The organism is Pantoea sp. MBD-2R (genome assembly GCF_039134845.1).
Classification (GTDB): domain Bacteria; phylum Pseudomonadota; class Gammaproteobacteria; order Enterobacterales; family Enterobacteriaceae; genus Erwinia.
In genome coordinates this window covers 1,113,218-1,137,367 of record NZ_CP152417.1, presented here as the reverse complement: position 1 = coordinate 1,137,367, position 24,150 = coordinate 1,113,218, and the positions used below count along the sequence as shown (strand labels likewise).

Genomic DNA, 24,150 nt, shown 5'->3' with positions numbered 1-24,150 from the left:
AGAGCGTCCCAACGCGTAATTATTTTCCAACCTGCTCGTCAACAGCCTGCGGATTGCGGGTGATAAACATCGCGTCGCCATAGCTGAAGAAGCGATACTGCTCCGCCACGGCTTGCTGGTAGGCATGCATGGTATTGCGATAGCCGGCAAATGCTGAGACCAGCATAATCAGCGTGGATTCCGGCAGATGGAAGTTGGTGACCAGCGCATCAATAACCTGGTAGTGGTAGCCAGGGTAGATAAAGATTTTGGTGTCATCAAAGAAAGGCGCAATCAGGGCATCTTTTGCGGCCTGCGCCGCGCTTTCCAGTGAGCGAACCGAAGTAGTGCCAACAGCAACAACACGATTCCCGCGCGCCTTACAGGCCAGCACCGCGTCAACCACTTCCTGCGACACTTCGGCGTATTCAGCATGCATGATGTGATCTTCGATGCTGTCTACACGCACCGGCTGGAAAGTCCCTGCGCCGACATGCAGGGTGACAAACGCCGTTTCAATGCCCTTTTCACGCAGCGCTTCCAGCATCGGTTCATCAAAGTGCAGGCCCGCCGTCGGTGCCGCAACGGCTCCCGGACGCTGGCTGTAAACGGTCTGATACAGCTCGCGATCGGCTTCTTCGTCCGGGCGATCGATGTAAGGCGGTAATGGCATGTGGCCAACGGCGTTAAGAATATCCAGTACCGCACGCTCATCGTCAAAACGCAGTTCAAACAGCGCATCGTGGCGGGCAACCATGGTGGCTTTTACGCTCTCGTCATCGCCAAGCAGCAGTTCCGCGCCAGGCTTAGGGGCTTTAGAAGAGCGGACATGCGCCAGCACGCGATGGTCATCCAGCATACGTTCGACCAGCACTTCAATTTTTCCGCCGCTGGCCTTGCGGCCAAAGACGCGCGCCGGGATCACACGTGTGTTGTTGAACACCAACAGGTCGCCGGGGTTAAGTTTATCCAGCAAATCGGTGAACACACCATGATTCAGCTCGCCATCAGGCCCGTTAAGGGAAAGCAGACGGCATCCGCTGCGCTGGGCTTGCGGGTAATGGGCAATCAAAGATTCGGGTAACTCAAAAGAAAAATCGGCAACGCGCATGATCATTTACAGTCCGGGAAATCAGGGCGCACATTCTAGCTGAAAACCAGCCATTTCTAAACTGCCGCCTTGCGCTCCCGGCAGATTTAGTTGTGGAACATCAATTTCGGACGCGCTAAACAATCCCGATGAGCTTACTCAGGTAAGTGATTCGGGTGAGCGAACGCCGCTAACGCCGCTGTGAAGTCAAGAGCGAAGGAGGTCCTCCAAAGCTATTGGCTTCAGAGCAAGGCAGCAAGAGAGAGAATCCCGATGAGCTTACTCAGGTAAGTGATTCGGGTGAGCGAACGCCGCTAACGCCGCTGTGAAGTCAAGAGCGAAGGAGGTATAGTGGGGCAATGAACTACCTTGCCCACCTCCACCTTGCTTCACTCGCTGACAGCTCCCTGCTCGGTAATCTGATGGCAGATTACATACGCGGCAACCCGCGTGGTATCTGGCCTGAAGAAGTTGCTGAGGGTATTTTGCTGCACCGTCGTATTGACGTAATGACCGATGCTTTACCTGAGGTCCGTACCGCACGCGAGTTCTTTCGTGCCGAGACCCGCCGCGTTTCGCCGATTACGCTGGACGTTATCTGGGATCATTTTCTGTCACGAAACTGGGATAAAATCGTTCCCGATCTGGCCCTGGCGAATTTTTTGCAGCAGGCGCGCCTGACAATTCGGCCTGCGCTGTCCACCACGCCGGAACGGTTTCAGAACCTGAACCGCTACTTGTGGACCGAACGCTGGATGGAGAAGTATGCGCAGGCACCTTATCTGCAAAATGTGCTGAGGGGGATGGCAAGCCAACGTCCTCGCCTGGCCGCACTGGCTGATTCCTATCACGATTTTGTGACGCACTATGCGCGGCTTGAAGAACTGTTCTGGCAGTTTTATCCCGAAATGATGGCGAAAGCCGCCCGACAGACACTCTGATTCATCAACAGCAACATCATTACTCTTGCCCTTTTGACAGAAACGGTTATTGTATGAGGCTGCCTTAATAATCATCTACTTTGATAGCTATTACCTATCGGAGTAATTGGCGCTTTGCGCTGGTTCATCCCCGAAGGCCGCTCGTATACTAGCGGCTTATCTCATTAATCTAGCTACCTTTACAGGAGTGACTATGGTCCTGGTAACGCGTCAAGCCCCAGACTTTACCGCTGCAGCCGTTCTCGGCAATGGCGAAATCGTTGAAAACTTCAACTTTAAAAAACACACCGCTGGTAAAGCCACCGTTGTGTTCTTTTGGCCAATGGACTTCACCTTCGTCTGCCCTTCTGAACTGATCGCTTTCGACAAGCGTTATGAAGAGTTCCAGAAGCGCGGTGTGGAAGTGGTTGGTGTTTCTTTTGACTCAGAATTCGTTCACAACGCGTGGCGTAAAACCCCAATCGATAAAGGCGGCATCGGCGAAGTCAAATACGCGATGGTTGCTGATATCAAGCGTGAAGTGCAGAAAGCCTACGGCATTGAGCACCCGGAAGCGGGCGTTGCCCTGCGCGGTTCTTTCCTGATCGACAAAGCCGGTGTGGTTCGCCACCAGGTTGTTAACGATCTGCCGCTGGGTCGTAACGTTGACGAGATGCTGCGTATGGTTGACGCGCTGCAATTCCACGAAGAGCACGGCGAAGTGTGCCCGGCTCAGTGGGAAAAAGGAAAAGAAGGTATGGGCGCCTCTCCGGACGGCGTGGCTAAATACCTGTCTGAGAACGCTGGCAAGCTGTAATTTAGCTTTGCAAAAAAGGCTCGCTTCGGCGGGCCTTTTGTTTTTTCGCGCCAGGGCTAAAGTGCTTTTTCGAGCAGGACCTTCACCCGATATATCGGATTATTGCCGGTCAGCAGCAAGCGGTTATCAGCAATCCGTTCATCATCTACCCAAAGCTGGTACTCGCCCGTTCCGCGCAGAAACGTTATTTCATAGCGGCTCTCACCTTCTTTGTAGCTCACCCGCACTTCCGGCCAGTCTGCGGGTAAACAGGGATGGAGCGTCAGATAATCTGCGTGTCGCCCAATACCCAGCAGTGAGCCGATAATCAGCTGATAAGCCCAGCCAGCCGAGCCGGTGTACCAGCTCCAGCCTCCTCGCCCGGCGTGCGGTTCTGCGGCATAGATATCGGCAGCCATGACGTACGGCTCTACCTTGTAGCGGGCCACCGCACTGGCGGTCAGGCTGTGGTTGACCGGATTGATTAATGCGAATAACGACCAGGCGCGTTCTGCTTCCCCCATCTGCGCAAAAGCCATGATTGCCCAGATAGCACCGTGCGTGTATTGCCCGCCATTTTCCCTGACGCCGGGTAAATATCCTCTGATATAGCCAGGGTTAGGTCCGGCACCATCAAATGGCGGCGTTAAAAGCTTGATGATGCCATTTTCCCGATCCACCAGCCGCTCATAAAGCGCCGTCATTGCCGCCTGACGCTTGTCCGTTTCTCCGGCCTGGGAGAGCACTGACCAGCTTTGTGCAATAGCATCAATTTGGCACTCTTTACTGATATGCGAACCAAGAGGCTCGCCCCTGTCGAAAAATCCCCGCAGGAACCATTTGCCATCCCAGCCATGGCTGTTGAGGCTGTCTTTCAGCGTCGTCGCCTGCTGCCGACACAAAAGCGCAATATCATCATCATGCAGCCGCCCGGCCAGCGCGGCATAACGTTCAAGCACCGTATAGAGGAAGAATCCCAGCCAGACGCTTTCGCCTTTCCCGGCAGCCCCCACCGTGTTCATGCCGTCATTCCAGTCGCCAGAACCGATCAGCGGCAGGCCGTGCGGCCCATAGCGCAGCCCGTTTTTGATGGCCCGCACGCCGTGTTGCCAGACCGTTTCCGTCATCTGACTGACGTCAGGGCGCTCATAAACCGACTCTTCGCCCGGTGCCAGCAGCCTGCCCTCAAGATAACTCACCGGCTGCGACAGCAGCGCCATATCGTCAGTCGCGTCGATGTACTGGCAAATCGCAAACGGCAGCCAGAGATAGTCATCAGAGCAACGTGTTCTCACGCCGTTACCGCCAGGCGGATGCCACCAGTGCTGCACATCCCCCTCCACGAATTGCCGTGAAGCACACAGCAGGATCTGCGCGCGCGCCCGTTGCGGTTCAGCATGCAGCAGCGCCAGCGTGTCCTGAAGCTGATCGCGAAAGCCAAAAGCGCCGCCGGACTGATAATAACCGCTACGTGCCAGCAGGCGGCTGGCAAGCGTTTGATAAAGCAACCAGCCGTTCGCCAGGAGATTGGTGGCTTTGTCCGGCGTGTCTATTTGAATTTTGTGCAGCACCCGCTGCCAGTTCTGTTTGACCTTTTCTACTTCTTCCAGGGCGGTTTCACCGCTCAGGAAATGGTGAATAAGCGCCTCGGCCGCGACCGAATCTTCACCCACGCCCAGCGCAAAAATGAAGGTACGGCTGTCGCTGTCAATCAGTGTGAAAACTCTTTGCAGCGCGCCGCAGGGATCCAGCCCTGCGCCAGTGTGGCCTGACAATCCGCGAATTTGCATCATCTCTGGCTGGCGCGTGGTGCCGTTGCGCCCCAGGCATTCCCGTCGGTTGCCGCTTAAAGATCCATTACTGCCATTAACAGCGAAGAAAGCGGTACGTTCGCTTCCCGCGCTGCCATAGTAGTTTGTTGCCAATATCCCTGCGCCTTGCGAAACCCGTGCCGCAGAAGTCGCAACATGCATCGCAGATTTACTTGTTAATTCCCCCAGCACCCATTCCACATAGCCCGTAACGGAGAGATCCCGGCTACGTCCAGACTGGTTGCGCACGGTCAGCACGGAAAGTTTTACCGGCGCGTCCCCGGCAACAAAAACGGTTAACGACGTGACGATACCGTTTTCGCTATGCTCAAACACGCTGTAGCCAAAACCGTGTCGTGTCAGGTAGCTGCCCTCACCTCTGATCGGCAGCGGCGTCGGTGACCAGAAATGCCCCGTCTCTTCATCCCGTAAATAGAACGCCTCGCCGCCGCTGTCACTAACCGGATCGTTTTCCCAGGGCGTTAAGCGATATTCATGCGCATTTTCATACCAGCTGTAGCCCTGCCCGCTTTCAGAAATCACGCTGCCAAAATTGCTGTTGGCGAGGACGTTGCACCAGGGAGCTGGCGGTATTTTCAGCGGATCCAGCACGATTCGATATTCGCTGCCGTCTTCGTTAAAGCCGCCCGTACCGTTAAAAAACTGCAACGGTGCAACAGGAGGAGAAGAGGCGAACAGCACCAGCCTTGGCGAGACTTTCGAAAAAAGCGCCGGTAACAGATGACGACCGGGCTTGTGCAGCGTCTTAAGCTGACTGGCTAAACTGCCGCGTTTGCCTTCAATCACCACCGTCGCCATGCTTATTAACAGCTGCCGATCTTCGGCGGTGAAGTTTTCGCCTTTGCGCACAAAGATGCCGCCAGGCTGGTCAGCCAGCTTCACGCTTTCTCCCGAATCGATAAAACGCATTATCTGGTTATGCAACGCCTGCTGATAGCCGCCTCGGTCGTTGTTGATAATCACCAAATCAATGCTCAAACCTTTATGGCGCAGGTAAGCATGCGCCTGGATCATTGCTCCAACCAGTTCAAGCTGTCCGGCAAGATCGAGGGTCAGGAGAACGATCGGCAGATCCCCGGAAATCGAATGTCCCCACAGTGCGGCCTGACCAAGGCGATTACGCATCATCGCTTTGTTGTCCCCACGCATTTCCGCGCAGGGGAACAGGATGGCGCTGGCCAGCGTATTAAACGTGCTGGCATCCTCTGCATGCACATTTAGCTGCCGTAGCGCGACCTGACTGTGCGACCACGCCATCTCAAACACTCGATTGGCGTTAATTTTGTTGCGATATTTTTCAATCAGTTTAACCGTGCTTTCCCGCTGCATCGTCACGCCGTAAATAATGTCAATCACCTGCGGCTCGCCGGGCCTGAGCAGAAAGGTTTGCTGCATCGCCAGAATCGGATCCAGTACCGACCCTTCGCTGTTGGAAAGCCTGCCGAGTGGGCCGAGTGCGTGAGGGTTGGCCGGGGTGTTGCCACGACCAATAAATTTAGCACGATCGCTTTCCCAGGAGGTTGTTCTCTCAACTGCGCCGTGAATAACCATCGCGTGGAACATCCAGGGCGTCTCTTCATGTTCGTCACGGGGGCGACGATGCGCAAGGATCGCTTCATCATCGGCCAGGATTTCTGTTTGTACAAAGAGATTACTAAAGGCGGGATGGGCCAGATCGCTTGCGGCAGGTGCCAGCACAACCTCAGCATAAGTGGTGATATTCACCCGACGCGGCTGACGTCCGCGATGCGTCAGCGTAATGCGCCTGATCTCCACATCATCTTCTGGTGATACCACGATATGCGTATGCATCGTCAGCGCCCCGTCACTACAGCTGAACTCGACGCCGGCATCGTTGAACAGCGTTTTGTAGAGCGGACGCTTGCTTGCGCAAGGCTGAAAGGTGTTACCGATCGTCTCGCCACTATCGCTATCGCTGAGATAACAAAAAGCACCACGGTTATCGCTGGTGGCATCGCTGCGCCAGCGCGTCAGGGCAATACCGTTCCAGACGCTATAGCCGCCACCGGCCTGCGTCACCATCAGATGATAATGTGCATTGGAAAGCAGCTGTACCTGAGGAACAGGGGTATCGGCACCGGTAAACAGCCGCAAATCAGGATTTACCGATGACCGCGCGCGCTCAGAGGCGTCGTCAAAATGCCGCCGTGGCGTATACAGCTCAATGGCATCAGGCATTCTCTCCTGAAGCAGCAGGCGCGATGACTGATTCAACGCGCTGGACATAAAGCGCTGCACCATAGGTGCCTGAAACAGCAGATGACCGATAGCCAGCAGCCCCATCCCCTGATGGTGGGCCATATAGGAACTAATGCGGACACATTTCTGGTCTGGCGGCAGCCGCTCAGGCGTAAAGTCCAGCGCTTCATAAAAGCCATAATCGCCTTTTGCGCCCCACTTGATCAGCGTATTAAGATTCTCAATGGCTTCCTGCGGCAGCACCATTAACGCCAGCAGAGTGGCGTAAGGTGCCACCACACGTTCCTCATTTAATCCCCGCTTCAGCCCAAGTTCAGAAAGTCCGAACGCTTTATATTGATAATTATTATTGGCATCGAAAGCCGCATAGCCCGATTCAGAAACACCCCATGGAATATTTAGCGTCTTGCCCCAGGCAATTTGCCGTTGAACGGCCGAGCGCGCCATCTGTTCCAGCAGGGTGTCGGGAAAGACCGGCATCACCAGTTGCGGCATCAAATATTCGAACATTGAACCGCTCCAGGACATCACCGCCGGCTGATTATCTATCTGCGTAAACAGCCTGCCCAGCGCAAACCAGCTTTTAACCGGCAGCTGATTGGTGGAGATGGCAAAATAGTGCGTCAGGCGGATTTCAGAAGGCAGAAGATCGTATTTACCGTTATCCAGCACCCCGTTTTCGCAGTTATAACCGACGCTGAGCAAAGCGGTTTCCGGATGATAAAGGAAACGGAAATCCATTTTTTGATGCGCATCGAGTCGCTGATCCAGCTCCAGCAAAATGGCCAGCCGCTGGCGTGCCGCCTGCATGACGGGTTCGGCGACCGTCCGGGCCAGGCCGGGCCGATGCTGATTCAGTTCGGCCAGCCACAGCAGAGAGGGGATCGTGTCGGGCAGGCTGTCGGCAGGCGTCAGCCAGCTAAAGAACTGGCACCACTCCTGATGGAAGGCGTCAATTTGCTGGCGGAAAGCGCTAATCCAGCGTTCATCAGGCAATGCGCTTCTTTGTCGCTGCAAGGAAAGCGTCAACATTAAATATGCCAGCGCGCTTAACAGCGACGAGGCGGCACTATTCTGTAACGAGGTAAACAGCTCGCGAATGAGCACCAGCTGCTCGCGGTCTGCTTCGTGGGCATGTTCTTCGGCGAGCAGCAGCGTGTCATTAAGCCCTTCCAGCAAACAGGCGATCACCACGACCGGCTGGGATTTCCAGGCATGCAGACCGGCCTGAAGCGTAACCAGATGGCCCGCCATATTGCCGCTGTCGACGCTGGAAATATAACGAGGATTGAGCGGGGCCAGGGTTTGGGTGTCATACCAGTTAAAAAGATGGCCGCGATAGTGATCCATCCTGTCCAGCGTATCCAGCGTCGCGGTAGTGCGCGTGAGCACCTCATTCTGGGTGACATAGCCGAAGTCCCATGCCGTTAAGTTGGCCAGCAGCGACAGACCGATATTGGTCGGCGAGGTGCGATGAGCGACAATCTGCTGCGGGATCTCCTGCATGTTATCAGGTGGCAGCCAGTTATCTTCCGCGCCGGCAAAATCAGTAAAAAACGCCCAGGTTTCGCGAGCGGTCCGGCGTAAAAACTGCTGCTGGGTCACGCTCAGCGTTGCCGGTTCTGGCGCAGCCGGCTGGCTGATCCTTTTAATAAGCTCAGGGGTAATCACCCATAACACGGCCAGCGGCAGGCCTGACAGCAGAAGCTGAGGCGCCAGGCCAGCAATAAGCAGCAGCAACAGGCCGCCCGCAAGCGGATTGATCCACATTTCACGATAGCAAGCCCGACGGGTCAGGCGCGTTGCCGCCAGCGCCCCACCGCTTTTCCATTCATGAAGATAACGATGGCTGACGTTTAGCCGCCACAGCGTGAGGACGATCGCTTTTACTGACCAGTAGCTTTCATGAGGAAGCGTCGCCAGATAAAGGCCAGCCCGGCAAAGGCGCGTGAAACTGCCTGCTGCCACAATTTTCAGGTGCTGACGCCAGGCGCGCTGCTTGCCTTTTTTAATCGCATCCAGCGCCAGTGCCAGCGTACCGGGTAATATTAACACCAGCAGGATCGCGCAAATCCAGTAGAGCGGGTTAGGCAAGAGGGTAAAAGCAGTAAAAAGCAGCAGCAACAGCGAAGGCGCTACCAGGCTGCGGCGTAGGTTATCCAGCAGTTTCCAGCGGGAAAGGAAACTGAGCGGATTTTTTTGTCGGCTGCCGTCGGCCAGATAAACATTAAGCCGCAGCCAGTTCAGCAACTGCCAGTCCCCCCTTATCCAGCGGAAACGACGGGCCACATCAACAAGATAATTATCGGGGTACTGCTCGTACAAAACGATATTGCTGATAAACCCCGAGCGGGCATAGCAGCCTTCCAGCAAATCGTGACTAAGTACCAGATTTTCCGGGCAGGTATTACGGGTAGCGCGGGTAAAAGTATCCACTTCGTAGATGCCTTTACCAATGTAAGATCCTTCGCCGAACAGATCCTGATAGATATCCGACGAGATAGCAGAATAGGGATCGTTCCCCGGAATACTGCTGCATAATTTTGCATAACGCCCCTGCCCTGAAACAGGGATCTCCTCCGCCATGCGCGGCTGTAAAATGGCATACCCTTCCACTACCCGGTGAAGGCTTTCGTCAAACACGGGTTTATTAAGCGGGTGAGCCATAATGCCAATCAGCTTACAGGCCGTCTCGCGAGGCAAAATGGTGTCGCTATCAAGCGTAATAACATAGTTAACTTTGCTCAGCTCGGCCTGGCTCGCACCTGCCGTGATGCTAAAAACGTCCGCTTCATGGCGAAGCCAGTGGTTGAGGGCGTAGATTTTTCCTCTTTTACGTTCATATCCCATCCACACGCCCTGCGCTTTATTGAGCAGGCTGTCGCGGTGGAGCAGCGAAAAGAGCGCAATATTATCCTTGCCGGAAGGATAACGACGGTTAAGTGCCTCGGTTTTGGTGATGGCGTAACGCAAAAGCGCCCGGTTTTCGGCACTGCTTTGTTCTGCGCTGTCGGTAAAATCGGTAAGTAAGGCGAAATAGAGGTTGGGTAAGGCATTCCCCAGATAGCAGACTTCAAGCGATCGCAACAGCGCATCAATACTGCTCTGACTGCCTAGCAGGCAGGGGATCGCCACCAGCGTGCTTTTATCATTGGGTATCGCAGCGGCATAATCCATGCTGGCGAGCGGTTCAGGATGACGACTTCGGGTGGTCAACTCACTTAACAGCTGTAGCGCCAGCTCGCTGGTGACGATAATCACCGGCAACAGCAGCAGCCAGAGCCAGCGGCTCATGCCGGCATCAAAGGTATCGACGAAGAGTTCGGCGCTGAAAGCCGCCGTCAGCAATAACAGGCTCCCCAGCCAGGAGAGCAGCGGCATCTGATGCAGCCTGTGTCGCCACTGGGTGATAACGGAATAACGCGTGGCAAGCCGTTTTTCCAGTTCCGCCCGACCTTTATCCAGTAAATAGTAGCCAACATGTTGCTGACGCCCCTGCTGCTGACCGGCCAGTGTCAGTACCTCATGCGCAACATCCTGTTCGCTAAAATCGCTGTGGCGGGCAAGCGTTTCAACGACGTGACGATAATGGTCACGACTTTCGAACTGCATGAGCGAATAAATGCCTGCCGGATCCTGCCGCAGGGTCTGCTCAACCAGGCTCAGGGATTCAATCATTTCAGGCCAGTCGGTTTCGCCTAACTGTCGCAGGCCGGAAATGCTGTTGCTGACGGAAAGCTGACTGATTGAGAGCTGGCGATTGAAATGTTCAATCACCTGTGAGGTACTCAGCCCGATGCCATGAAGATGCTGCTCAAGCCAGTTTATCGCCAGCATATTGCTTTGCCCGCTCATGCGGCGCGTCATTTCGGCGACAAAAGCACCCGACAGAACCGGATTTTTTTTTGCCATTTCCGCCACGACCACAATGACTTTGCCGACATCGCCCTGCACCATCATCAGGATCTTACTGACCCACTTTTCGGCCTTCATCCTTTCCTGATGCGCAACGGCCACTTCCGTAGCAATCCGCGCCAGGTTATCAATTAACGCCAGCCGCAGCATGGCAGGCAAAGCCCACAGCTCCCCCAGCAGCAGAGGCGTAACACGTTGATAAGAGGCGATCAGCGCCCACAGCACGTTACTTTCCAGCCTGCCGTCGCTGTGCCTGACCATCTCCTGAGCAATGACCTGAATGCGCAGAAGCTGCCCGGAATCCAACAGCACCGGCAGCCCTTTACCAAATTTGGCAGGCAGCAACTGACGCACCAGACGAATTTGTTCTTCAATCAGGTAGAAATTATCCAGCAGCCACAGACCGGCAGGCGTCAGGCTTTTTTTATCACCGCCGCTGAGGATTTCTGCACTCTGTGTCAGGAGCCGCTCATCTTCATTCAGCCGACCCGACAGGTGCCAGACGGTTTTCCCGTGAGAAAGCTGATGGCTTCCTGCCAGCTTTTCCCCATAGATCGCCATCTGGTCTGCGGAAAATATTTCCGGCCAGACCTGATTATAAATATTCTTTTCGGCCGCCACGGATTTTTCATGCGGCAGGCTGGCGTCGCTTTGCGTGCCGAACCACTCGTTAAAATATTTTTTCACTTTGATATTCCCTAAAGGCACATAAAAGAGGATCAGAGATTAAAAAGTGCATTACCGCCAGTGTACGCTTTAATGAAATGAATGTTAGGGATTATAATGAAAGTCATAGTTTAGTTTCCCCCCTCCACCAGGAATACGAATTAAATCATCGACATTAGCGTAAATATATTTTTTCATGACGGTAATTCAGGTAATATTTTCTTTAAAAGCTTATTATGCTTAAAAAGCCGGGCCGTTTCGTTGTCCACCACAGCCATTATGAGAGAGAAAATCATGTCATACCTTACTGCAATCATGGCGTTCCTGAAAAAAAGCGAAGCCAGTACCAAATGTCCGATTTGCAATAAATACTCTTCCCAATCAGTAAGTAAGCGGAGCCACGGACAGACTATGCTTTGCCCCTACTGCAAATCTTTATTTATTAAAGAGAAGTAAAAAGGCTAAAAAAATTTTAAAATTATCACTTTTACCCGGCATGAAGCTGATGAAAAACCGCCAGTCAATATGCGTAAAAAGAGTGACTCATACGCGTAATCCTCCCGATTAACTGAATGCCAAAAGAAAGCGGTGATGTTGCGCAAATACATTTAAATTATTTCCCTGAAGCATTTGGTCAGGAATATCTTAAAAAGAGTGTCTGTTTTTTGCGTACGCATTTTTATCCCGAAACTTCTTTCGGAAAAAGGGAGTGCTTTATCCAGCGTATGCAAGTGACTGCGCCCGGTGAAAAAGCTATAGTTTAGCCGTAAAAATCAGAAGATTAATTTTCAACCGGCTACAGAGATCCCCGCTATGCTCAGGCTTTCCCCACTTTCACTCAGGCTCCTTTTCGCTGCTTTTGTCGCCCTTTTTAGTCAGATTGCGCAGGCAGAATCGCATTATACGCTGGAGAAAGTTGTCGAAATCAGCCGGCATGGCGTACGTCCTCCTTCGCCTGATAATCGCCGGGCTATCGAAGCGGGATCCGCCCGTACCTGGGCCAGCTGGCTGACTCGCGATGGCGATCTTACCGGGCATGGCTATACCGCGGCCTGGCTTAAAGGCCGTTACGAGAGCCAGCGCTATCGGCAACTCGGGTTAATCGGCAACGCCTGCCCGAATAATGCCGAATTCTATCTGTACGCCAGCCCAATGCAGCGCACTAAAATGACGGCGCAGGCGCTGGCCGAGGCCGCCTTTCCCGGCTGCGGCGTTACCGTACAGGCTAAAAAAGGGCCGGATCCTCTGTTTCAGTATCCGGCCGGTAAAGCCAGCAAAGCCAGAGCGGCGGCAAGCCGTCAGGAGGCGCTTGCCGCGATGGGTGGCGATCTGGCCGCCGCTCAGCAGCGTTTACAGCCGCAAATTAATGCCCTGAAACGGGCGGTCTGCCAGCCCGCTGCGCCCTGCCCGGTTTTCAGTGAGCCCTGGCAGCTCAGCGTCTGGTCAAATGGCACCATTGGTATTAAAGGATTGGACACGCTGGCCGCTATGGCCGAAACGCTGAGGCTGGAATGGAGTGAAAACAAGCCCTTGTCAGAAGTGGCTTTCGGCAAGGTTCACAGCGCCGCAGAGATCGCGCAGCTAATGCCGCTGCTGAGTTATAAATATGACTATACCAACGATCTGCCTTCTTCAGCCTCGCGGGGCGCCTCGACGTTAATGGATCAGATTGCCAAAGCGCTCCGTGGCGAACAGCAAAATGCTCTGCCGGATACGCGCTGGCTGCTGATTGTGGCTCACGATATCAATATTTCATGGCTGCGCACCCTGCTGGACTTTCACTGGCAGCAGGGACTTTATCCTCCCGGCAATATCCCGCCGGGCGGCAGCCTGGTGTTTGAACGCTGGCGGGATGAGCGTCAGCAGCAATTTATCCGTATCTATTTTCAGGCGCAGAGCCTGGATCAGTTGCGCCAGCTAACGCCGCTTGACCAGCAAAATCCGCCCTTGCTGACGGAGCTGCATTTCAACGGGTGCAAAACAACGGAAGCGGGCACGCTTTGTCCTTTTACTGCTGCCATGCAGCGTATTGAGAAAAATATTAACCGTTCCGTTATTGTTCCGGACCGTTATTGATTGAATCCTGACAAAATTCACACTATTATGCCGCCCTGCTGAATAAAATTCAGGCAGCAGGCGGTTTTGCCTGCAATAAAATTAACGTAACAATCTTCTCATCGGTTTTGACAAGGACTCGTCAATGCTGGATCTTCGCATCCTTTTACTGTCTCGTGGCTTTTGCACGGTGCTTTTCGGCACTTTTCTGCCGCTACTGGTTATCCCAACGGCGCAGGCCAATAACGACCCGTTAATCCAACAACGGCAGAAAGCGCTGGAACAGCAGCTATTGCCCCCCACACCCGATGTGCGCCTTTCAGCACCCGTTTCCCACGCTGGCCCTCTCGCTTTTCCCGCTGAATCACCCTGCTTTGCTCTTTCACAGATTACGCTGGCGGGCGCGGATACGGTGCCGCACTGGCTGCCCTTGCAGCGCATCGCTAATCAGGCCGCTGGGCACTGCCTCGGTGGCAAAGGCATTAACCTGCTGATGAGCACGTTGCAAAATCGCCTGATTGAGAGCGGCTATATCACCACACGCGTACTGGCTCCCGCCCAGGATCTGAAAAGCGGTGAGCTGAAACTGGCAGTGGTGCCGGGTAAGGTGCGTAACGTCACCCTCACGCCTGACAGCGGGCATCATGTCTCACTGTATGGCGCTTTCCCGGTGCAAGCTGGTGCGCTGCTGGATCTACGCGATATCGAACAGGGGCTGGAGAATTTGCAGCGACTGCCGACCGTACAGGCCAGTATGGAAATTGTGCCGGGCGCCCAGCCAGGCGAAAGCGATGTGCTGCTGCGCTGGCAGCAGAGCCGGTTATGGCGCATCGATGCTTCGCTGGATGACTCCGGTACGCGCCCGACCGGACGCTATCAGGGCGGGCTGACGCTCTCGCTGGATAACCCGTTTTCTTTCAGCGACCTGTTTTATATTTCCGCCAGCAGCAGCCTTGAAAAACATCACGATAAAGGCACCCGCAACCTGACCGGCCATTACTCAGTGCCGTTCGGCTGGTGGACTGCCGGACTGACCGTCAACCGCTATGACTACCACCAACGGGTGGCGGGGCTGAATCAAGACTACCGCTACGGTGGCGAAAGCCAGAATCTTGATTTCCAGCTCAGCCGCGTTCTGCACCGCTCCGGCAGCCAGAAAACCACCCTGACTTATGACGTGCTGGCAAAGGCGTCGAAGAACTTTATTAACGATACGGAAGTGGAAGTGCAGCGCCGCCGTACCTCTGCGTGGCGCGTTGGCTTACAGCACCGGCACTTTATTGCACGGTCCACGCTGGATGCTGGCATAAGCTATCAGCGCGGCACCCGCTGGTTCGGGGCTCTCTCGGCCCCGGAAGAGAACCTGGGTGAAGCCACAGCGCTGTCAAAAATTGTGCAGATCTCCACGCAGTTGAATATCCCCTTTACGCTGGGCATGCAGAAATTCCATTACAACGCCCACTATCAGCGGCAGTACAGCAATACCCCACTGGCACCCGCCGATCGGTTTGCCATCGGCAGCCGCTGGTCGGTACGCGGCTTCGACGGCGAACGTACGCTAAACGCCAACCGGGGCTGGTTTGTGCGCAGCAATCTTGCCTGGGCTACTCCGTTGCCGCAGCAGGAACTGTACGTGGGTGTTGACTATGGCGAAGTAGGCGGCAAAGGCACGGAAGATCTCGCGGGCAACCATCTTGCCGGTGGTGCGATTGGTCTGCGCGGGCAGGCTTTCAGCATGGGCTATGACCTGTTTGCCGCCGTGCCGTTCTCCAAACCCGATGGATTCAAGACCGATCCGGTCTCGCTGGGCTTCAGCCTCAACTGGCAGTATTAAATAAGGATGCAGCCATGAACAAAAACTTCTACCGTATCGTTTTCAATAAAGCCCGCGGCATGCTGATGGTGGTGGGCGAATTTGCCACTTCCGCGCACGGCACCGCCTCCCCCTCTTCCGTGCCCGGCACGCAGCAAGGCCGGATCAGCAAACTCTCTGCGCTGCAATTTGCGCTACTGATTGCGCTCGGCTGCGTCAGCGTCTCTGCCAGCGCAGGCATTGTCGCCGACAGCCAGGCTCCCGGCAATCAGCAGCCGGTCATTGTCAGCGCAGCTAACGGCACACCACAGGTTAATATTCAGACGCCCAGCGCGGCTGGCGTTTCGCGCAACGTCTACAGCCAGTTTGACGTTGATAAACACGGCGTGGTGCTGAATAACAGCCACGCCAGCACGCAAACTCAGCTGGCCGGGATGGTGAACGGCAACGCGAATCTGGCCGGAGGCGAGGCGAGAATCATCCTTAATGAAGTTAATGCGCGTAATGCCAGCCAGCTTAACGGCATGATTGAAGTGGCCGGGCAAAAGGCCCAGGTGGTGATTGCCAACCCATCGGGTATTACCTGTAACGGCTGCGGCTTTATCAACGCACATCGCGCCACCCTGACCACCGGCCAGGTGCAGATGAATAACGGTCTGGTCACCGGATATGAGGTAAATAACGGTGAGATTGTGATTCAGGGCGCGGGTCTGGACAGCAGCCGTCAGGACAGCACCGATCTGATCGCCCGCGCGGTGAAGGTGAATGCCGGGATCTGGGCCAGCGAGCTGAAAGTGACCACCGGACGGAACAGCGTCGATGCCGATCATAACCGGATCACAGCCAAAGCCGCCGATGGCGGTACCGCCCCCGTTCTGGCGATTGATGTCGCCGGGCTGGGCGGCATGTATGCCAATAAAATTCGTCTGCTGGGCACTGAAAAAGGCGTGGGCGTCCACAATGCCGGGAACATCGGTGCCTCTGCCGGCGATGTAGTCGTGAATGCCGATGGCAGCATCGGCAATACCGGCAGCCTCACTGCCTCAAAAAACCTGCACCTGATTTCACAAAGCCAGGTGGAGAACAGCGGTAAGATTTTCGCCACCGGCAACACCGATATCACCGCCAGTGGCTGGCTTAACAACAACGGTGTTATCGCCGCCAGCAATAACACCACGCTGAACGCCGCTTCGGTCGCCAGCAGTTCTGGCGGTGCGCTGGCCGCAGGGATAAACAGCGACGGCACGCTGGGTCTGGCCGGTAATTTAACGGTTACCAGCCAGGGCGAGCTGAAGGTTAACGGCCAGGCTTCCGCCGCCGGCCAGCTCACGGCAACAGGCACGGTGCTGGACCTCAGCGGCAGCCAGACCTTTGGCAGCAACGTCTCGCTTCAGGCCAGTTCAGGGAGCATCAGCACGAAAAAGGCCACCCTGGCCGCTACCCATCAGCTCACAGCGTCAGCCCGTGATGCCATTAACAACGACAGCGGAAAAATCTCGGCTGACAGGCTGAACCTCAAAGCCCGCAGCCTCTCCAGCCAGCAGGGGCTGATACAGCAACTCGGCACTGACGATCTGCAATTATCCTTCGCCGACCTGAATAATGCTGGCGGGCAAATTGCCAGCAATGGCCTGAATCTGATGCTGAATACGGCCTCATTCAATAACCAGCAGGGTTCGCTATTGCACACTGGCGCGGGTGAGCTGAACATTTTCAGTGAGGAAATGAACAGCTCAGGCGGATCGCTGCTGACTGACGGCAGCCTTGATCTGATTGGCGGACAGCTGGTGCTGAATGAGGCAACGGTACAGGCTAATCAGCTTTCAATAAGGGCAGATGCCCTTTCCCATCGTCGCGGTAACACCGTACAGACCGGAAGCGGCGAGATGTCCGTAACGGTTAAAGGCCTGCTGGATAATCAGGCAGGCCGCCTTGCGGCAAACGGCAATATGCTGCTAACGGCAAAAAGCCTGAATAACCAGCAGGGACATCTGATTGCCGCGCAGAACGGTGCGTTGCAGATCAACTTGCAGGAGAAGCTCAACAACCAGCAGGGTGTGCTGGCCGCAGCCGGAAACCTGTCGCTGGCGAGCACCGGCCTGAATAATGCCGGAGGCCTGCTAAAGTCCGGCGCAAATATGGTGCTGGCTTTAGCGGACGGCGATCTCATCAACCGTGACAGCGGCAGCAATGGCGGTATTCTCAGCCACGGCACCCTGTCGGTTCACAGTGGCAACATTGATAACACTGCCGGGTTTATCGCCGCAGGCGGTGATACCACACTGAGTGGTCAGAGTCTGAGTAACCTGCAAGGCACGCTGGCGAGCGATGCGGGCCTGAGCCTGACGACCGGCACACTGAATAATCAGTCTGGCCGCGTCCAGGCGGGAACCAGCCTGAATTTGAACACCAGAGACAACACGCTGACCAACACCGGCGGCGTGTTCAGCGCGGGTCAAACGCTGACGCTGCTGACGGGCGCACTGCTCAATTCATCGGGGCAGTTAATCGGCTCAGGTACTCTTCAGCTCAATACTTATGGCCAGCTGCTGGATAACAGCAACGGCACGATTGCCATATCCGGCAACGCGCAGCTGGATACCGGAACGTTGTTAAATATCAGCGGGCAGATGCAGTTAGCCGGCAACGCGCTGATCCACGCAACCGGTGCCGCGCTGGACAACACTTCCGGGCTGATTCGGGGTGGAAAAAGCCTGTCACTGACTGCGAATCAACTGTTTAACCGCAACACCCTCAGCGAAAACACCGGCATTGAAGGCCAGTCGGTTACCCTCGTCAGCGCCACAGTCGATAATGCAGGCGGTGCAGTCAGGGCGAACAATCTGCTCGATATCACCAGCAGCGCTGCCCTGAATAACAGTGGTGGCCTGATCTCATCCGCCTCACAGCTCAACTTCAACGGCGGTGACTCGCTGGCCTTCACCAACACCGCAGGCACGCTCATTGGCGGCAACACCCTGAATCTGAGCGCAAATTCACTGAGTGGCGACGGCCGGGTGCTGTCGCAGGACGCGATGACGCTGGTCTTACAGCAGGCCTTTTTCAATCAGGGCGACGTTATCGCTAACGGGGATATGCATTTCACTACGGCCAGCAGTCTGGTAAATCAGTCGCTGATCCGGGCCGGTGGCGTGCTGAATCTGCATGCTGCCGAACTGGAGAATCAGCAGTCCGCGGAAATCAGCGCCGGAGAAAATCACCTGCTCATTGCCGGCAATGTCACCAACCGGGGCCTGCTTGATGGCGGGCTGACGCATGTCTCCTCCTCTGTCCTGACCAACACCGGCACCGGACGTATCTACGGCGATCGTCTTGCGCTACAAACCGGCACGCTGAATAACCTGACGGAAAACGGCACGGCGGCCACGATTGCCGCCCGTGACCGGCTGGATATCGGCGCAGGCCAGATAAACAACAGGGCGCACGGGCTGATCTACAGCGCTGGCGATATGACCATCGGCGGCGCGCTGGACGACAGCTGGCGGGCCAGCGGCAGGGCCTCCGTGCTCAATAACCACGGCGCCACGCTGGAATCTGCCGGGAATATGACGCTTAACATCGGCGAGATTAACAATATCAATGACCATCTCATCACCGAAGAGGTGGTGGTTGAGCGGTCTTTTCATCATGAAGCTGTTCTCAGCAGCTCCACCGTTCGCTATGACTGGGACGATGTGGATACCAGTACAAAAAATAAATACAATGTTCATGCGGCCATAATGCCTGACGGCACCCGCGGCCGGACCTTCTACGAATATCAGTACGAACGCACCATCACTGAAACCCGGGTTAAAGAGAGCGATCCGGGCCAGATTATGGCGGGCGGCAATCTCACTATTAGCAGCGACCGGCTAAATAACCATGACAGCCGCATCGTTGCTGGTGGCCTGCTCGGTGGCGTCATCGGCGAGCTGAACAATATCGCCACCCTGGGTGAGCGGATCGTTACCGATATCGGCATGCAAATCCGCTGGTATGCCAAAAAGAGCAGTAATGGCCGGGGAGGCACAAAGACGTCACAGGGCAAGGACCGCAGCGTCTACACCCCTGACGACATTATCCAGACCATCGATCTGCAAACCCTTGCGTGGCAGGGAAATGAAGCCATCAGCAGCAGCGGAACAACGCTTGTTGGGCGCGACACATCCGGCACCGGTGCCACCATCATCCGGGCGGGTGATATTACCGCAGAGACCGGACTAAAACCGGTGATGCCGCCGTCAGGCCAGCAGGTTGAAATCATCCAGCCCGGCAGTGATGGCAACGATACCGCAATCAGAATGATTGTTCCGGTTACTACATTACCGGATAACAGCCTGTATCAGCTGCAGCCCGCCAGCGACGTGCCTGTCCTGATCGAGACCGATCCCCGCTTTACCGATAAAAAGCAGTGGCTGGGCAGCGATTATATGCAGAACCAGTTGACGACGGATCCCGGCAATGTGCTGAAGCGGCTGGGGGATGGTTTTTACGAGCAGCAGCTGATCCGTCAGCAGGTGGTGGCGCTGATCGGAAATCGCTACCTGAACGGCTACAGCAGTGATGAAGCGCAGTTCCGGGCGCTGATGGATACCGGCGTCGCTTTCGGTAAGGACTTTAACCTGAAAATCGGCGTGGCGCTGACGGCACAGCAGATGGCGCTGCTGACCAGCGACATGATCTGGCTGGTAAAGCAGACCGTCACCCTGGCGGACGGCAGCACGCAGGACGTGCTGGTGCCGCAGCTCTATGCGCGGGTTAAATCTGGCGATCTCAACGGCAGTGGCGCGCTGCTGGCGGGCGACAACCTCTCGCTGGACGTCAGCAACGATCTGACCAACAGCGGGCATATCAGCGGCCGCGACGTGACGCAGCTGACGGCGGAGAATCTTAACAACAGTGGCTTTATCGGCGGTAGCCGTGTCGACCTCCGGGCGCGTACTGATATCAATAATATCGGTGGAACGCTTCAGGGTGACAGCAGCCTGACGGCAGTTGCAGGCCGGGATATCAACAGCATCAGTACCCTGGGTGGCAGCCCGGGCAATATCACTTTTGACCGTCCGGCAGGTATTTACGTGCAGAACGACAGCGGCACGCTGAGCCTGCAGGCAATGAACAACGTTAACCTGACCGCGAGCCAGATTACCAACAGCGGCGAAGGCAGCCAGACGCAAATTATTGCCGGTAACGATCTGAACCTGAATACCCTCACCACCACCAGTAGCGAAAAAGGAAGCTGGGGCAAAGGCAATGACCGCACCCTGACGCAGAGCACGGATACCGGCAGCCAGATCGCCGGCAACGGCGAGGTGATGCTGCAGGCGGGCCACGATCTGAATGCCAGAGCGGCAACGGTCAGTGCCGGGGAGAGCCTCAGCGTGGTGGCGGGCAGTGATATCAACATCACCTCCGGCAGCGCCTCTTTCCATCTCACCGAGAACAGCCATCAGAGCAGCGGTGGCCTGCTGTCGAAAAAATCGCTCACCACCCATGATGAAATACAAAGCCAGCGCGCAGTCAGCAGCAGCTTCGGTGGCGACAGCGTAACCCTGCTGGCGGGACATGACCTGAATATCACCGGAAGCAACGTGGTGGGCACCGGCGACGTGACGCTGGCGGCGGGAAATAATCTGACCGTCAGCACGGCGGATGAGACCCGCCAGGAAAATCATCTCCGCCGTGAGAAAAAAAGCGGGCTGTCGGGAACCGGGGGGATTGGCGTGACGGCGGGCAGCAGCACGCTGAAAATCACTGATGATACGGCCACGCACAGCAGCCTGGGCAGCACCGTGGGCAGCACGCAGGGCAGCGTGAGCCTGACTGCGGGCAGCGGCCTGACGGTCAAAGGCTCTGAGGTGCTGGCGGCGAAAGATTTGAGCCTGACCGGCAAGGAAGTGAACATTCTGGCGGCGGAGAACCAGAGCAGCCAGAGCCATAAAGTTGAGCAGAAGCAGAGCGGCCTCACCCTCGCCCTCTCCGGTGCCGCGGGCAGCGCCATTAATTCGGCCGTCACCACCGTAAACGAGGCCACGAAAGAGAGCGACGGTCGCCTCGCGGCCTTACAGGGGGTGAAGGCGGCGCTCAGCGGGGTCAGCGCCACTCAGGCGGCCAGGCTGGATGCGGCCAGAGGTGACGACCCGGACAACAAGACGACCGCCGGCCTCAGCCTCTCTTACGGCAGCCAGTCCTCCAAATCACAAAGCACGCTTAACCAGAAAACGCAGCAGGAAAGCAGCCTGACGGCGGGCAGTAACCTGAGCATCACCGCCACCGGCAGCGGCGTACAGGGGGAAAATGGTGATATCAGCGTGCAGGGAAGCCAGCTTCAGGCGGGTAAAGACATGCTGCTCTCGGCGAACCGCGACGTGAACCTGGTCTCCGCTGAAGAATCATCACAGACGCGCGGCAGCAACAGCAGCAAAGGCGGCAGCGTGGGCGTGGGTATCACCGCCGGCAGCGGCGGCACGGGCTTTAACGTGTCCGCCAGCGTCAGCGCAGGCAAAGGCCACGAGAATGCCGACAGCGTAAGCCACCGGGAAACCACGCTGAACGCAGGAAATCAGGTGACGATAATCAGCGGCCGCGACACCATCCTCACCGGCGCACAGGTCAGCGGCGAAACGGTAAAAATGGACGTGGGCCGCAACCTGACGCTGACCTCAGAGCAGGACCGCGAAACGTACGACTCGAAGCAGCAGAGCGCCAGCGCGGGTGCCGGCTACACCTCCGGCGCGGGAACGGCGACGGCCAGCGTGAACGCCTCGCGCGATAAAATGAACAGCGACTGGCAGTCGGTGACGGAGCAGACGGGCATTTTTGCCGGAAAAGGCGGCTTCGACGTGACCGTTGGCGAACACACGCAGCTGGACGGTGCGGTTATCGGCTCGACGGCGGCAGCGGAGAAGAATAAACTCGATACCGGCACAATCGGCTGGCGCGATATTCGCAACGAAGCCGCGTATGAGGTTGAGCACCAGAGCGTCGGCGTCAGCACCGGCGGCAGCATCGGCGACCAGTTTAAAGGGAACATGGCCGGCAACCTCCTGGCGGGACTGAACGGTTCGGACAGCGCCAGCTCGACCACCCACTCCGCCGTCAGCGAAGGCACGATTACTGTCCGTGATCAGGAAAAGCAGACACAGGATATTGCGCAGCTGAGTCGTGATGTGGAAAATGCGAATCCGGGTCTGGATAAAATCTTCGACGCGGAGAAGGAACGGAACCGGCTGAAGGCGGCGCAGCTCGTGGCGGAAATCGGGGCGCAGGCAATGGATATTGCCAGCACCGAAGGTCAGATAGCGGGCGAGAAAGCGAAGAGAGATCCGGCGAAACTGTCTGAGGCGAAAGCGCAGCTGGAAAGCAAGGGCAAAGCGTTCACGGATGATGACGTCGCGAAGCAGGCTTACAATAATGCGATGGCGTCATGGGGAACCGGCAGCGCCATCCAGCAGGGAATAAGCGCGGCCACGGCGGCAATCCAGGGGCTGGCGGGCGGAAATATCGCTCAGGCTGTCAGCGGTGCGGCTGCACCGTATCTGGCGGAGCAGATACATAAACTGACCACGGATGCGAACGGTAAGGTTAATACCGAAGCGAACCTGATGGCGCATGCGGTCGTTGGCGCAGTAACCGCTTACGCAGCAGGAAACAGTGCGCTGGCCGGTGCTTCGGGCGCGGTGATGGGCGAGTATATCGCGCAGCAGATGTATCGGGGAGTTGATCGTAAAGATCTGACGGAGGATCAGAAACAAACCATCAGTGCGCTTGGAACGCTGGCGGCGGGGCTTGCGGGCGGCGTTGTCGGGGACAGTACAGCGGATGCTGTGGCAGGGGCACAGGCTGGGAAGAATGCGGTTGAGAATAATGCGCTATCGGATCTGACGGATGCGCTGGCAGCCGGTAAAACGCCACAGAAACAGGCTCAGGAGCGGGTTGACGAGCAGAACGAGCGGTACAAGGCAGAAAACTGTGCGGGCATAAGCGCAGAAGCCTGCTCGGTGAAAATGTACACAGAGCGGCGTGAGCAGCTGAAGGAAATCCTGTCAGCGGGTGCAGATTTTGTGCCGGTTGTGGGTGATATCAAAAGTTTTGCGGAAGCACATTCAGCTCTTGATTACCTGGCTGCGGCGGTTGGGCTGATACCGGGTGCAGGTGATACAGCAGGCAAGATCATCAAAGCGGCGGAAACTGCGCTGAAGAAAGGTGATGTAGCTGAGGCGTCCAGGCTGATTAATAAGGCCAGCGATGAAGTATCTGCCACTCTCCCAATGGGAAGTAAGCGCAATCCGATGAATCAGCCAGGTAACCCATCTTATCAACCTGTAAGAAATCAGCCGGGTACGATCAGTAATCGAGAATATTCAGGGCACGCCTTAGACAGAATGCAGGATCGAGGAATAACCCCTTCTGTTGTCGAAAATACGATTAAAAATGGTAAATCAACGCCCAGCCGAGGCGGAACAACAGTACATTTTGATCCTGAGAGTAAGGTATCCGTAGTAACGAACGAATCTGGTAGAGTGGTCACGGTTAAATATGGCGATAAATGAGAAGAACGATATCTGTGAGTATGCGCTTAATTCATTAAATGATGTCATCAGCTTTGCGAGGTTCGTCAGTTACGCAGAAGATTTGCCTCAGCTATATGAGCTATTTGAAGATGAGCACAATAGAGATAATTACCAGAAAATATGGTTTGAACTAGAAATTATCAACGCACTTGCTCTGTCTGAATGGGAGAATGAAGGCCGTCCCGCAGACTGGCAAACGCGTTGGGAATCAGAATATAAACACGATGCTTCTGAACTAATGGATGAGTTATTAAAGACGTTGAAGTAAATAAGAAATCCCAGCCCGTGAGG

The 24,150-nt window shown here is 55.8% G+C and carries 10 protein-coding genes; 8 read left to right on the top strand and 2 right to left on the bottom strand.

Translation table 11 applies throughout. From position 1 onward, the window contains the following. Nucleotides 1-19: 19 nt before the first annotated feature. A complete protein-coding gene (gene queA / locus AAGQ96_RS05175; protein WP_342755524.1) occupies nucleotides 20-1,090 on the bottom strand; it encodes a tRNA preQ1(34) S-adenosylmethionine ribosyltransferase-isomerase QueA in 1,071 nt (356 codons plus the stop codon). A gap of 338 nt (nucleotides 1,091-1,428) precedes the next feature. On the opposite strand from queA, the gene AAGQ96_RS05170 reads away from it, so the two are divergent. Together AAGQ96_RS05170 and AAGQ96_RS05165 are read left to right on the top strand one after the other, a co-directional pair. Then, nucleotides 1,429-2,010 carry an ACP phosphodiesterase gene (locus AAGQ96_RS05170; RefSeq protein ID WP_342755008.1) on the top strand — a complete coding sequence of 194 codons (582 nt, stop codon included), beginning with the start codon at nucleotides 1,429-1,431 and terminating at the stop codon, nucleotides 2,008-2,010. A gap of 193 nt (nucleotides 2,011-2,203) precedes the next feature. Next, the gene (locus tag AAGQ96_RS05165) at nucleotides 2,204-2,806 is read left to right on the top strand and encodes a peroxiredoxin C (protein ID WP_147195732.1); all 603 of its coding nucleotides are present in this window, start codon (nucleotides 2,204-2,206) and stop codon (nucleotides 2,804-2,806) included. A gap of 56 nt (nucleotides 2,807-2,862) precedes the next feature. Here the strand turns inward: AAGQ96_RS05165 and AAGQ96_RS05160 are convergent, their stop codons facing one another. Further along, complete coding sequence (locus AAGQ96_RS05160) at nucleotides 2,863-11,439, bottom strand: glucoamylase family protein (RefSeq protein ID WP_342755007.1); 8,577 nt, start codon at nucleotides 11,437-11,439, stop codon at nucleotides 2,863-2,865. Nucleotides 11,440-11,697: 258 nt separating this feature from the next. On the opposite strand from AAGQ96_RS05160, the gene AAGQ96_RS05155 reads away from it, so the two are divergent. The 6 genes from AAGQ96_RS05155 to AAGQ96_RS05130 all read left to right on the top strand — a co-directional run bounded on the left by AAGQ96_RS05155 (nucleotide 11,698) and on the right by AAGQ96_RS05130 (nucleotide 24,127). After that, entirely contained in the window at nucleotides 11,698-11,874 is a 177-nt protein-coding gene (locus AAGQ96_RS05155) for a YnfU family zinc-binding protein (RefSeq protein ID WP_342755523.1), read from the top strand. A gap of 116 nt (nucleotides 11,875-11,990) precedes the next feature. Then, nucleotides 11,991-12,182 (top strand): hypothetical protein, encoded by a 192-nt coding sequence (locus AAGQ96_RS05150; protein ID WP_342755006.1) that lies wholly within the window; start codon nucleotides 11,991-11,993, stop codon nucleotides 12,180-12,182. A 49-nt stretch (nucleotides 12,183-12,231) separates the two neighbouring features. Further along, a complete protein-coding gene (locus AAGQ96_RS05145) occupies nucleotides 12,232-13,494 on the top strand; it encodes a histidine-type phosphatase (RefSeq protein WP_342755005.1) in 1,263 nt (420 codons plus the stop codon). 148 nt (nucleotides 13,495-13,642) lie between these two features. Further along, the gene (locus AAGQ96_RS05140; protein WP_342755522.1) at nucleotides 13,643-15,307 is read left to right on the top strand and encodes a ShlB/FhaC/HecB family hemolysin secretion/activation protein; all 1,665 of its coding nucleotides are present in this window, start codon (nucleotides 13,643-13,645) and stop codon (nucleotides 15,305-15,307) included. Between the two features lie 14 nt (nucleotides 15,308-15,321). Beyond that, complete coding sequence (locus AAGQ96_RS05135) at nucleotides 15,322-23,838, top strand: hemagglutinin repeat-containing protein (RefSeq protein ID WP_342755004.1); 8,517 nt, start codon at nucleotides 15,322-15,324, stop codon at nucleotides 23,836-23,838. Beyond that, complete coding sequence (locus AAGQ96_RS05130) at nucleotides 23,825-24,127, top strand: hypothetical protein (RefSeq protein WP_147195726.1); 303 nt, start codon at nucleotides 23,825-23,827, stop codon at nucleotides 24,125-24,127. Before AAGQ96_RS05135 ends, AAGQ96_RS05130 begins: the two co-directional genes overlap by 14 nt. Nucleotides 24,128-24,150: the final 23 nt, after the last annotated feature.